The organism is Acinetobacter sp. ACNIH1 (assembly GCF_002934695.1).
Lineage (GTDB): Bacteria > Pseudomonadota > Gammaproteobacteria > Pseudomonadales > Moraxellaceae > Acinetobacter > Acinetobacter variabilis.
The window spans coordinates 661,906-674,684 of sequence record NZ_CP026420.1 but is presented as its reverse complement, the minus strand read 5'-3'; the positions used below and the strand labels follow the sequence as shown (position 1 = coordinate 674,684).

Below are 12,779 nucleotides of genomic sequence, written 5' to 3'. Positions count from 1 at the left end.
AAAACTTTAAATTTTTCCTATTCTTTATGCTGTGCCCGCGGATGCGCCTGATCATAAATCTGCGCAAGTCGATCAAAATCAATATGAGTATAAATTTGTGTAGTACTCAAATTGCTATGCCCCAACATTTCCTGAACGGCACGAAGATCACCACTATTCGACAGCATATGGCTGGCAAAACAATGCCGTAACAAATGCGGATGCAGGTCAACATTAACCCCTGCACGCTGTGCCTGAAACTTGACCCGGTTTTCAATTTGCCGTGCACCGAGCGGATTGCCTTTTTGGGTGATAAATACATTCGCGTCAGGTACAAAATCGCCATTCCAGAGCGGATAAATTTTTAGCCATTCCATCAGACTATCTTTGGCTCTTGAACCAAAAGGCACCACCCGGGTTTTATTGCCTTTACCGGTAATACGGAGGAGCTGACGATTAAAATCAACATCCTTGATTCTTAAGCTCTGAATTTCTGCCAAACGTAAACCACTGGAATAGAGTAATTCCAGAATTGCCTTATCTCTCAACCACATTTGTTGCTGCGCTTCGGTTTCTGGAGCAGGCTGGTCCAGAATCTGGTTCACAGTTTCAATATCGACCATACCCGGTAAAGGACGTGACTGACGTTTCAACTGAAAATCATCAGCCGGATTAAACGCCAGATACTGCGCCTGCTCTGCCCATTTCATGAACTGGCGAATCGAAGAGAGCATCCGCTGCAAGCTACTCGAACTTAATCCGTGCTGCTCGACTTTTTCAGCCAGAAATTGACGTAAATCTGTGGCTTCCACATCATTGAGTGCAAGTTGTTGTACTGCGCAGAATTCCAGAAAATCAGCCACATCACGTTCATAGGCCTGCAAGGTATGTTTAGACTGATTCTGGATCTCACGTTCTTTGAGCCAGATTTCGAGCAAGTCTTTTGCAGAAAGCTTTACTTGCTCCATTCAATTGACTCCAGCCAGGCTTCAATCAGTTCTGCGGTCTGTACTGGATGAGTCGCCGCAAAGAAATGTTCCCCGCCTTGAATTACATGCAAATTTGCATGTTTAAAATTTTGCTTTAAGCATTGCCCCACCTGAACGGTACTTAAAGCGTCTTGGTCACCCCAGATCAGTAGAACTGGAATCTCAAGATTGCTTAACTGTTTCAGGCTAAATATTGTTTGATCTTGTAAAAACCAGTCAGGAACATCTTTAAACTGCTCGCGATAATCTATCCGCCAGTCACCATAACCGAACTGGGATAGATCCAGACCACCTGAAGTTGCCAATAAAACCAGTCCTTTGACTTTCTGTGGATGATGCAGTGCAATTGCAACTGCCAATACTCCACCCATAGATTGAGCAACCAGAATTGAATCATCTTCAATCTGCTCTGTGATGAATTCCTGCAGATCATGAAGATTTTGAATAGTCGAATCTGGTTCTACCCCATCGAAGCCCGGATATGCCAATATTTTTGTAGATTGATCTGTTTTTAAATGAGCCAACAAGGGTTGCCAAAAGTCTCGGCTGCCTGATGCACCCGGTAAAAACACAAGCTGATTCATAGCAGTGTTGTGATATCAATTAAATATGGAATTCATCCTATCATAAAAAAGCACCGTACTATGTGCGGTGCTTTTTAGAGAAATAAATGTTGAGATTAACCCTGGAAGTAGCGCAAGTCCAGTCGACCTTCATAAACATTGGCGGTTGGACCTGTCATCCAGACCACATCACCTTCTTTCCATTCAATCTGCAATTTACCACCCGCAAGTTCAATTTCGACCTTGCTAGATAACAAACCACGGCGCATACCAGACACTGCTGCAGCACAGGCACCTGTACCACAAGCCAGTGTTTCGCCTACACCACGCTCATAAACACGTAAACGAGCATGCTTTTCATCAATGATCTGCATAAATCCAGCATTAACGCGTGCCGGGAAACGCACATGGGATTCCACCTGTGGACCAATCTTAGCCACATCGGCAGTCAATACATCCGGAACAATCGTCACTGCATGTGGATTCCCCATATTGACCACATCAATCGTCAGCTTCTCTCCACCCGCCAGATCGATGTCATACAGATTTTCCGGTTCTTCTGCCACAAATGGAATTTCCTGAGGCAGGAATTTTGGATAACCCATATTCACTCGCACCCAGCCATTGGCACCGAGTTCAGGTTCCACGATTCCAGCTTTGGTCTGTACCTTGATTTTGGTTTTAGTGGTCAATTGACGTTCATGCACGAAACGGGCAAAACAGCGTACACCATTGCCGCACTGCTCAACCTCAGAACCATCCGCATTAAAAATACGGTATTTAAAATCTGCACTTGGAATATCAGGCGGTTCAACAATCAAGAGCTGGTCAAAACCCACACCAAAGTTACGATTTGCCAAGCGCTGAATAGTGAGAGTATCCAGATAAGCACGCTGGCTAATCAGGTCTACCACCATAAAGTCATTGCCCAGACCATGCATCTTGGTAAATTCAAGCAACATTACTCAGTCTCCTTAAGGCAATAAACGCTCACGTTCCCAAAGTGATTCAACCGTTTCACGCTCACGAATCAGATGAGCCTGATCACCATCCACCATCACTTCAGCAGCACGGCCACGGCTGTTATAGTTCGAACTCATTACGAAACCATATGCACCAGCACCCAGTACTGCCAGCACATCATTTTCTTTAATGGCAAGCTCACGTTCCTTACCCAGAAAATCGCCAGTTTCACAGATTGCGCCCACCACATCCCATTCTTTTGTTTCCATATCCGTATGCGGTGTCACGGATTGAATATCCATCCATGCTTCATATAAAGCTGGACGAATCAGGTCATTCATCGCGGCATCAATGATGGCAAAGTTACGGTGATTGGTTGGTTTCAGTAGATCCACTTTGGTCAGTAAAACACCTGCATTGGCAGAGATACTACGACCCGGCTCCATATAAACTTTCAGGCCCAGTTTTTCTAAAGCCGGACGCATGGCATTGGCATATTCTTCAACCGATGGCGGTGTTTCATCTTTATATGTCACACCTAGACCACCACCGATATCGATGTGTTTCAAGTTGATGCCCATGTCTTTCAGCTTGTCGATCATAACAATGACACGATCCAGCGCATCAACAAAAGGTTGAGTTTCAGTCAACTGCGAACCGATATGACAGTCAATCCCGACCACTTCAAGATTTGGCAATGATGCTGCATAAGCATAGGTATCAAATACGCTATCTGATGGAATACCAAATTTGTTTTCTTTTAAGCCTGTTGAAATATATGGATGGGTTTTGGCATCGACATCCGGATTCACACGTAGTGAAATTGGCGCTTTAACATTAAGTTCAGCCGCTACTTTCTGAATACGGTCCAGTTCGGCATATGACTCGACATTAAAACAGGCGATGCCTACTTCCAATGCCTTTTTAATATCTGCTTCTGATTTACCCAGACCTGAGAATACGATTTTTGAAGGTTCACCACCGGCTTTCAATACACGAGCCAGTTCACCACCAGTCACGATATCAAAACCAGCACCCTGCTTGGCTAATACATTCAATACCGCAAGATTAGAGTTTGACTTTACCGCAAAACAGATTTGATGATCGATAAAGCTAAAAGCACGGTCCATATCCAGATAATGCTTTTCAAAAGTTGCTTTTGAATAAACATAAAGTGGTGTGCCAAATTGCTCTGCGAGCTGTTGCAGTGAACATTGCTCAGCATGCAATACCCCATTAATGCGGGTGAAACTCATGAATGTATCCTTTCTCTGAAAGTCTTAAGGAGATGGTGTTGAATCGGATTCAGCGAGCGCTTCAAACTGCTGCTTGACTGGCGCATCCTGTTGTTCATCTGATACTTGCGGTGCAGATTCAGTATTTTTATAGAGTAAATACTTGGCACGTTTATCGTAGTTTGGATCATTGGGAAGATGTAAAGCTCCCGACTGCCCACAACCGACCAAGGCAAAACCGACTGTAATTAAACTGATGTAGCAAATGATCTGACGCATCTGACCACCTATATGAGTATTTTCGATGAAGTATAACGCGATCATCCGCATGACCAAAGCGCTAAACGCTAGAGAGTATATTCAGACATAAAAAAACGCCAGCAGATCGCTGACGTTTTTATTGATATGGATTATTTATGTTTCTGTTTATAGAAGCCTAAATATCCAATAATCAGTAAAATGAACCAGACCGGGCTGACCATCAAGGCACGACGGGTATCATCTTCCAGCGATAACACACCAATCATGCCGACAAAGAAAATAATCACGATCCAGCAAGTCACCAATCCACCAGGCAGCTTGAATATGGATTGAGCATGCAATTCTGGACGAGTACGGTAATAGATCATGTAGCTCCAGATAATGATCAGCCATACACAGATAAAAAAAATGGTCGATAGAGTCGTTGCTAAGGTAAATGCTTCAACCGTATTCGGCACGAAGTACTGTAATGCTGCACCGAGCAATAAACAGATCGCAGAGAAATACAATGCATTCGCTGGAACGGCGCGCGAATTCAAACGACCAAAGGCTTTAGGTGCCTGTTCTTCCCGAGACAAACCAAACAGCATACGGCTGGTCGAGAACACCCCACTGTTCATTGATGACATTACTGATGACAGCACCACCAGGTTCATGATGATTGGTGCCGCCGCAATACCGGCCTGACTGAACAGATTCACGAACGGAGAAACATTTGGATTGATCTGATCCCATGGTGTCACTGACATCACAATGATCAGAGCAAGCACATAGAAAATAATGATACGGATCGGAATCGAGTTCACCGCTTTCGGCAGGTTACGCTCTGGATCTTTGGTTTCAGCAGCCGTAGTACCAACCAGCTCTACACCTACAAAGGCGAAAATCGCAATTTGGAAACCAGCCAGGAAACCCATAGTCCCAGTCGGAAATAAACCGCCATGATCCCAGATATGGGCAAATGAAGCGACCGTACCTGCATCATTTGTGAAGCCAGTAAAGATCATCCATAAACCTACAGCGATCAGTACAATAATGGCGATAATCTTGATCAGGGCAAACCAGAACTCCATTTCACCAAACAGTTTCACGGTTGCCAGGTTCAATCCCATGATGAAGACAATAGAGGCAATACTGATCAGCACACCTTCGCCCGGAGTAAATGGCAGACCGTTATTAAAGAATTGCAAGTAATAGATAATGGCTGACAAATCCGCGATACCAATCGTGATCCAGCATAACCAGTACGTCCAGCCGACAAAATAACCTGCCCATGGCCCGATCAGATCGGTGGCAAAATCGATAAAAGATTTATATTGCAGATTGGATAATAATAATTCACCCAAAGCGCGCATGACCAGAAACACCATAAAACCGATGATCATATAAATCACCAGAATAGATGGTCCTGCCAAGCTAATGGTTTTCCCTGAACCCATAAACAGGCCGGTGCCAATCGCACCCCCAATGGCAATTAACTGCAGGTGCCGGTTGGATAAACTACGCTGTAGCTCACCATCTTCCGATGATGAGTGACTATATTTTTCTGACATTATTTCATTTCAACTTTGAGTTTTAATCGCGACAAATTAACGTAAAAAACCCGGAATACAAAAAGAAAATTCGCATCATTTGTATTTTCCAACTAATCTTGCAAGTTAATTTATTTTTCTTATATCAATATTCATTTATCTTTAGTCTTAGTTTTAAGGCGCGATGAATACAGGATTTTTCTTGTCAAAGCGCTGAAACTATGTAAAAAATAGAATACAAATCCGCCAATATTCGCGTTTAGGATGAGCGCGCATGGCATAGCAATTGCTTTTCAATCAACATCTCAAATAAAGCTGACACGGATAAATAAGAAGAAATTTATGCAAAATTTACAAAGCATCATGGAAACCGTCAGTGGCTGGGTCTGGGGCCCTTATATGCTGGTCCTCATTGTCGGGACCGGTATATTCCTGACCTTCCGCCTGCTGTTCTGGCAGTTCCGCATGTTGCCACTGGCCTTTAAACAGGTTTTTGGCAAACACCCTTCGCATGAAGGTGATATTTCCCAGTTTGGCTCACTCATGACCGCACTGTCAGCTACCATCGGTACCGGTAATATTGCCGGTGTGGCAACTGCCTGTGTACTGGGCGGCCCAGGGGCCGTATTCTGGATGTGGATGACTGCCCTGTTCGGAATGGCAACCAAATATGGCGAAGGCGTACTGGCCGTCAAATACAGGGTTAAAAATGAACGCGGTGAAATGTCTGGCGGTCCAATGTATTACATTGAGCGCGGCCTGAAATGGAAATGGCTGGCACTAATCTTTGCATTCTTTGGTGCTGTAGCGTCTTTTGGAATTGGTAGTTCTGTTCAATCTAATACCGTTGCACTTGCGGTAGAAAATGGTTTCGGTCTGGAAACCTGGGTTACAGGTATCGTGATTACTGCGTTTTCTGCACTGGTGATTCTGGGCGGGATTAAGTGGATTTCTAGGGCTGCCTCTTTCATCGTTCCAATTATGGCGATTGGCTATGTAGTGGGCGGTCTGATCATTATTTTCACCCATCTCGATTTAGTGGGCCCTGCACTGAAAATGATTTTCACCTATGCCTTTACTGGTGAAGCTGCTGTAGGTGGTGCAATTGGTGCGGCAATTCGTTATGGTGTCGCGCGTGGTGTCTTCTCGAATGAAGCTGGTATGGGTTCGGCACCGATTGCCGCTGCTGCTGCAAAAACCGATCATCCTGCGCGCCAAGGTCTAGTGTCTATGACCGGAACTTTTATTGACACGATTATTGTCTGTTCGATTACGGGTATTGTCCTGGTGATGGGCTTCATCATGGCCGGCAGTGATTTTGGTGGACAAACCGGTGCTGTTCTGACCGTTTCTACATTTAACAAACTGCTGCCAGGTGTTGGTGGCTGGATCGTGACCTTCGGTATTATCTTCTTCGCCTATTCTACCATTTTAGGCTGGAGCTACTACGGGGAAAAATGTGCAACTTATCTGCTCGGTGAGAAATTTGTATTCCCTTATCGCATCATCTATATCCTGTCAGTATTTATTGGCTGTGTCGCGACACTGGATCTGGTGTGGCTGTTTGCAGATACCTTCAACGGTTTGATGGCAATTCCAAACTTGATCGGCCTGTTACTGCTGTCTGGGGTGATCGTGAAAGAATCCAAAGATTTTATTGCTCGCCGTAAATCAGGTGAACTGTATTAATAAAATTTAAAATGTCTTGTCCTGAAATAGATTGACAGTATTCCACTTCAAACCGAGTTAAGCAATTAGCTCGGTTTTAGTTTGCTCATACGTCTGATTCGGGGTGTTCATATTTAAACTTAAATGTGGTCTATAGCAATTATAAATCATGATAGATTCCGCAATTAAGTGATCTAACTCTTTCATGGTTTGACATCGTGTAGTTAAAAACTCCTGCTTTAATATTCCATTAATCCGCTCTGCTAATGCATTCTGGTAACAGTCTCCTCCATCTGTCATAGAAGGACATACCCCATAATGGCGTAATGCCGATTGATATAGTTCAGAGCAATACTGAGAGCCTCTGTCTGAATGGTGAATCATCCTGGCTGCCCGATCTGTCACATGCTGCATCGCCATATGTAGTGCCTGCACAACATTCTCTGCACGCATATCATTCGATAACTTATAACCTTTAATCTGGCGGGTATAAGCATCTGTCACCAAGGATAAATAATGTACGCCTTCAGCACTCTCAACATAGGTAATATCACTGACAAAGACTTCATTGGCTTGCACCGCTGAATAATCCTTTAATAAATTTGGATGCTTCTTCATCCAATGCTTGCTATCCGTAGTTTTTGTATAACGACGCTTGGGGCGAATCAATAAATTATTTTCTTTCAATATTTTAAATAACTGATCCCGTCCACACTTTAAACCACGCTGCAACAATTTGCCTTTAATAAGCCAATACAGCTTACGTGTTCCGATACTTGGCATGAGACAGCGATACTCCATAACCAACTCGAGTATTTGTTCTGTTACTTGTGCAGTCATTTGAGCACGTTTTTCTGCTTGATAATAAGCTTGTCGAGTGATTCCTAACCACTGACAATAACGTGAAACGCTTAGTCTTCTTTGGCTTTGCCAATCTTTGAAACGTGCTCGGTATACTTTTTTCCAAGATCAGTCCCACACTCTTTATCAATGTGATAAATCACATCCTGTATAAATTCAGTTTTGAGCTTTTCTGCGGCTAACTGTTTTTCTAATTGGCGGATTCGTTGTTGGGGTGTCAATTGGCGTTTAGAAGAAGTCGGCATATTCGAAGTCCAATCCTGTTGTCCGTGCTTGCGTAACCATACCAGCACAGTTGATCTTCCTTGAATACCATATTTTGCCTGAGCTTGTTTATAAGTAATTTGCCCTTTTTCTACTTCATGTACCACCATCATTTTAAAGGCGAAGCTATAATCACGTTGTGTGCGCTTAACTCGTTGTTCTCGTGCATGTTCCATAAAATAAGTCTCTTAAGGTGTAAACTTATTTCAGGACGGGACAAAACCCTTAATAAAAAAGCCACGTTCATCGTGGCTTTTTTATTAGTTAAGTTTGCTAAAAATATCAGTTCAAACGGCCAGAAAATCCATCGTCATCATCATGAGCTTGATTTAGATTTAAGAACTCTTCACGATCGGCTTCAATTTCCAGCGCAGTTTCTAGAGATAATACAAAGAACAGCACTCCCGGAATCCTCATTTCCCCTTCGGCATCTTCCAGATGCTCACTGACCATTTGGTAAATTGGATTAGCTTCATCAAATGGCACATCGATATAAAGATCACCTGAATAACTTTCAATCACACCAGGCTGTTCTATACCCATACAGGGTGCAAAGTTAATTTGGCGTTGCTTCAGCCATTCCACTAGGTTCTGCCGCAAATGATAGGACTCAGCATCTGCATTTTCATGTTCGTAATTTTCAAAATGTACAAATAATACATCACGGTCTTTTTCACGTGCGATTGCATCGATATGTTTTAAAAGTTGTGGCATGTCAGGCTTCCTGTACCCGTGATGAATTTTCTCATTATAGGAGGTATTTCACTTTCATGTAGGATGGTGAATTCATAAGCGTCATATGCTGACGTAAATCACTGACTTTTTCAGCCAAAGGTCTTGGTTTTCAGTCTCATTCACCGCTATGCTGTAGCCCCTATTCCCAATATTTATTTTCGGAAATTATGGCTAAAGCAAAAAGTGTGTATCGTTGTGAACAATGTGGAGCAGACCATCCCAAATGGGCGGGTCAGTGTTCTGAATGTGGGGAATGGAACAGTCTGGTAGAAGTCAGTATTGTGCCAGCAACGACACATCGTGCTCAGCCAAAAATTGGCGGATATGCCGGTCAGGCAGCTGCGATTACCACTTTAAATAAAGTCTCCGTTTCACATGAAACCCGGTTGCAAACAGGGATTGGTGAGTTTGACCGAGTCTTAGGCGGTGGTCTGGTCACAGGTTCTGTGGTGCTGATTGGTGGTGACCCGGGGATTGGTAAGTCAACTATCTTATTGCAAACCGCAACTCACATGGCAGCGGGTAATAGCTCAGCCCTGTATGTCACAGGTGAAGAATCCCTGTCTCAGGTGGCATTACGCGCCCAGCGTCTGGACTTGCTAACCGACCAGCTGAAAGTCATGGCAGAAACCTGTGTGGAACGCATTTGCGAGGTGCTTGCACAGGAACGTCCTGCTGTTGCGATTCTGGACTCGATTCAGACTTTATATACCGAAACCTTGCAGTCTGCGCCAGGTGGAGTCTCACAGATCCGTGAGTCTGCCGCCCTATTGACCCGTTTCGCCAAAAATAGCGGCACTGCCCTGTTTATTGTCGGTCATGTAACTAAAGAAGGTGCCTTAGCAGGTCCACGTGTACTGGAACATATGGTGGACTGTGTGCTGTATTTTGAAGGCCAGTCGGATTCTCGTTATCGCATGATCCGCGCAGTCAAAAACCGTTTCGGTGCAGTCAATGAACTTGGCGTCTTTGGCATGACCGATAAAGGTCTGCGTGAAGTGGCCAATCCATCTGCCATATTCCTCAGTCGTTATGATGAAGCGATTCCAGGTTCCATCGTCATGATTAGCCGCGAAGGGACTCGCCCACTCCTGGTTGAAGTTCAGGCGTTGGTCGATGATGCCCATGGCCAGCCACGCCGTGTAGCCTTGGGTCTAGAACAAAACCGTCTGAATATGCTGCTTGCCGTAATGCACCGTCATGGTGGCGTACAAACTTCTGGTCAGGATGTCTATGTCAATATCGTCGGTGGTTTAAAGATTACTGAAACCGGTTCTGACTTGGCTGTACTTTTAGCCTGTGCATCCAGTATCCGGACCAAAGCCTTGCCTCAGCAACTGGCTGTTTTTGGTGAAGTTGGCCTATCTGGCGAAATTCGTCCGGTACCGAATGGTCAGGAACGTCTGAAAGAAGCCGTCAAACACGGTTTTAAATATATTATTTTGCCGCGTGCCAATGCACCGCAAAAACCGATTCCCGGCGTGCAGGTCATTGCTGTAGCCCGATTGCATGAAGCCCTGAGTGAAGCTATGAGCCTAAGTGACGAACTCAATTAGTTTTAATCGATAAATCTTGCGAAAAGCCTAAAAAAATACACATTTTTGATTGAAATCCCCTATAAAGCCTATATAAATAGAGTATTCAAATAAGTTTTTTTCACATAGGAAAATTGAATGGAAGTTCGACAGCGTGGTTTGATTGCAGGTCTTTTAACAGCAGCATTACTGGTTGCTCCTTTAACTGCTGAAGCAAAGCGTGCCGGTGGCGGTAAAAGCCATGGTATGCAACGTTCTGCTGCGCCTACTCAATCTTATCAACAACCTCGTCAAGCTGCGCCAGCACAACAGGCTCCAGCCGCTGGTGCTGCAACTCAGCAAAGATCTGGCCCAGGCGTAGGTAGTATGGTTGCTGCCGGTGTAGCCGGTGCTGCCGTGGGTGCAGTTGCTGCCAATGCGCTGGCTGATGACAAAGAAGTACAAGCGGCTTCTGAAGCTCAAGCAGCTCAACAGCAACAAGAGGAAAAAGGTGGTATTCCTGGCTGGATCTGGATTTTACTTGCTGCCGCTGTTGCCTTCTTCATTTTCCGTAAGATGGGCGCAAAAAAAAAAGTAGCTTCTAATCCATACGCTCCAAATAGTGGTGCTGGTCATTCAGCACCATTTGGTCAGACACCTCCTCGCGGTGGTGACAATACCAATATTTTTGGCCAGAACGTGGGTGGTAGCACGCCAAGCACAAATGCTCCGTTTGGTTCAGCTCCGGTAAATAACGCGCCATTTGGTGCAGCCTATACCAATAGCGGCAACCAGCTTCCAGATGGTACAGAACCTGCGACTTTCTTACGTGTGGCACGTCAACGTTTCAACCACATTCAGTCAATGAATACGGCGAGCAACATTTCAGAAATTAAACGTTACTTGACCCCTGATCTTTACCAGTCGATGTATAACGACATTATGGCAAATCAGGATCAGGACGTAGCTGAGTTCTCTAACCTGAATGCAATGGTGGTAGATTCATCGAATGAGAATGGTCAATATGTAGTAAGCGTACGCTTCACTGGCACTGTAAGTGAAGACCTGAATAGCCAACCTCAACCGTTTGCTGAAATCTGGCACTTTGTCAAACCTGCCGGTTCTCAGCAAGATTGGATGGTTGCAGGAATCCAGCAAGACTAAGTTTTTATCTCATAAATCGTATATCAACAGCGGCTTTCGGGCCGCTGTTTTGCTTTCTGAAACATTGAAAACTATTTAAATTTATTCTTGTTCTCTTTCTATTTGTTTTATTGTTATTCCTCTAAACAAATAGCTTAGTTTGTGTATTTTAATCGCTATCAGTCGTATTTTATAAAAAAGTCAATTTTCGGATTGGCTTTTTTATTTTGAACCTTTTAATCTAGATACAAAGATATTTGAGATACTGACATGACTGAGCGTGTTTCTCCCCCTGCCACGCTGGCAAACCGCGCACTGGCAGGCAATGCCGAAGCCCAATTTGAGCTTGCCGAACTCTATATGCAAAGCGAGCATGATGATGACATCATGCTGGCCGAAGAGTGGGCATTGAAAGCAGCCAATGGTGGCTGGGTTGAAGCCATGTACTGGCTCGGTGAGGGTTATACGGTTTATGCCAAAGAGATCGCTGAGGAAGACCCTGACGATTCCAAAGCTCACTTTGAGTTAGCCTATTACTGGTTGAGCAAAGCCAATTTCGAGAAACACCCAGCGGCAACTTTAGAACTGGCTGGCTTTTACCGACGTGGTGATGTGGTCGAAAAAGATGTCGAAAAATCCATTGCTCTTGTAAAGCAAGCAGCTGAATGGGGCGAAGTTCAAGCCATGCGTGATCTTGCCTTTATTTATGCCAATGGTCTTGGTGTGGTCGTTGATGACATACAGGCAGATTACTGGACACAAAAAGCAGACAAAGCTGAGCAGGAAATAGAATAAAGAAAAAGCCCATCGGATGATGGGCTTTTTTTACGAGAATAAAACTTTATTTCAGTTTTTAAATACTAGATTATTTTTCAAAATATTTTCAAAATTTTCTTATTAGTCAGATATTAAACAATTTCGGATTGGAACCAAATTAATTTCCAAGTACAATACCCCGCTAGTCGAGGGATGCTGCGACGTTTTACAGGTACGAAATGTAAAAGCGCCAGGCTCGACGATCGGTCCAACTTTTTCTAGACAGACCAACAACGGCATCCGCGAACTGAATGAT

12 protein-coding genes are annotated in these 12,779 nt (G+C 44.2%); 4 read left to right on the top strand and 8 right to left on the bottom strand.

Going from position 1 to position 12,779, the window contains the following annotated elements; genetic code table 11:
• Nucleotides 1–17 precede the first annotated feature (17 nt).
• The 6 genes from xerA to C3F22_RS03360 all read right to left on the bottom strand — a co-directional run bounded on the left by xerA (nucleotide 18) and on the right by C3F22_RS03360 (nucleotide 5,543).
• A complete protein-coding gene (xerA, locus tag C3F22_RS03385; protein WP_376745110.1) occupies nucleotides 18–908 on the bottom strand; it encodes a site-specific tyrosine recombinase/integron integrase in 891 nt (296 codons plus the stop codon).
• 26 nt (nucleotides 909–934) lie between these two features.
• Entirely contained in the window at nucleotides 935–1,552 is a 618-nt protein-coding gene (locus tag C3F22_RS03380) for an alpha/beta fold hydrolase (protein WP_004784683.1), read from the bottom strand.
• Nucleotides 1,553–1,647: 95 nt separating this feature from the next.
• Nucleotides 1,648–2,493, bottom strand: coding sequence for a diaminopimelate epimerase (gene dapF, locus C3F22_RS03375; protein WP_004784684.1), 846 nt, complete (start codon nucleotides 2,491–2,493; stop codon nucleotides 1,648–1,650).
• Between the two features lie 12 nt (nucleotides 2,494–2,505).
• On the bottom strand, nucleotides 2,506–3,750 hold the full coding sequence (lysA, locus tag C3F22_RS03370) for a diaminopimelate decarboxylase (RefSeq protein ID WP_004784686.1): 1,245 nt from the start codon (nucleotides 3,748–3,750) through the stop codon (nucleotides 2,506–2,508).
• 24 nt (nucleotides 3,751–3,774) lie between these two features.
• Nucleotides 3,775–4,008, bottom strand: coding sequence for an LPS translocon maturation chaperone LptM (gene lptM, locus C3F22_RS03365; RefSeq protein ID WP_004784687.1), 234 nt, complete (start codon nucleotides 4,006–4,008; stop codon nucleotides 3,775–3,777).
• A 131-nt stretch (nucleotides 4,009–4,139) separates the two neighbouring features.
• Nucleotides 4,140–5,543: an amino acid permease gene (locus tag C3F22_RS03360; RefSeq protein WP_104425882.1), complete on the bottom strand. Its 1,404-nt coding sequence runs from the start codon at nucleotides 5,541–5,543 to the stop codon at nucleotides 4,140–4,142.
• 321 nt (nucleotides 5,544–5,864) lie between these two features.
• Here C3F22_RS03360 and C3F22_RS03355 point away from each other — a divergent pair, with 321 nt between their 5' ends.
• On the top strand, nucleotides 5,865–7,211 hold the full coding sequence (locus C3F22_RS03355) for an alanine/glycine:cation symporter family protein (RefSeq protein ID WP_004784691.1): 1,347 nt from the start codon (nucleotides 5,865–5,867) through the stop codon (nucleotides 7,209–7,211).
• 57 nt (nucleotides 7,212–7,268) lie between these two features.
• On the opposite strand, the gene C3F22_RS03350 is transcribed toward C3F22_RS03355, so the two are convergent.
• Both C3F22_RS03350 and C3F22_RS03345 read right to left on the bottom strand, forming a co-directional pair.
• Nucleotides 7,269–8,491, bottom strand: a protein-coding gene (locus tag C3F22_RS03350) for an IS3 family transposase (RefSeq protein ID WP_104425744.1) whose coding sequence is annotated in 2 segments (ribosomal slippage) — nucleotides 7,269–8,155 and nucleotides 8,155–8,491 — 1,224 coding nt in all. Because the reading frame shifts where the segments join, the coding sequence is not laid out codon by codon here.
• Between the two features lie 106 nt (nucleotides 8,492–8,597).
• The gene (locus tag C3F22_RS03345; RefSeq protein ID WP_004784695.1) at nucleotides 8,598–9,029 is read right to left on the bottom strand and encodes a hypothetical protein; all 432 of its coding nucleotides are present in this window, start codon (nucleotides 9,027–9,029) and stop codon (nucleotides 8,598–8,600) included.
• A 188-nt stretch (nucleotides 9,030–9,217) separates the two neighbouring features.
• Between C3F22_RS03345 and radA the strand changes: the two genes are divergently transcribed.
• The 3 genes from radA (at nucleotide 9,218) to C3F22_RS03330 (ending at nucleotide 12,502) form a co-directional block, all read left to right on the top strand.
• Nucleotides 9,218–10,606, top strand: a complete 1,389-nt coding sequence (gene radA, locus C3F22_RS03340; RefSeq protein ID WP_104425881.1) for a DNA repair protein RadA — start codon at nucleotides 9,218–9,220, stop codon at nucleotides 10,604–10,606.
• A 117-nt stretch (nucleotides 10,607–10,723) separates the two neighbouring features.
• Nucleotides 10,724–11,728 carry a Tim44 domain-containing protein gene (locus tag C3F22_RS03335; protein WP_104425880.1) on the top strand — a complete coding sequence of 335 codons (1,005 nt, stop codon included), beginning with the start codon at nucleotides 10,724–10,726 and terminating at the stop codon, nucleotides 11,726–11,728.
• A 249-nt stretch (nucleotides 11,729–11,977) separates the two neighbouring features.
• On the top strand, nucleotides 11,978–12,502 hold the full coding sequence (locus C3F22_RS03330; protein ID WP_004784704.1) for a tetratricopeptide repeat protein: 525 nt from the start codon (nucleotides 11,978–11,980) through the stop codon (nucleotides 12,500–12,502).
• Nucleotides 12,503–12,779: the final 277 nt, after the last annotated feature.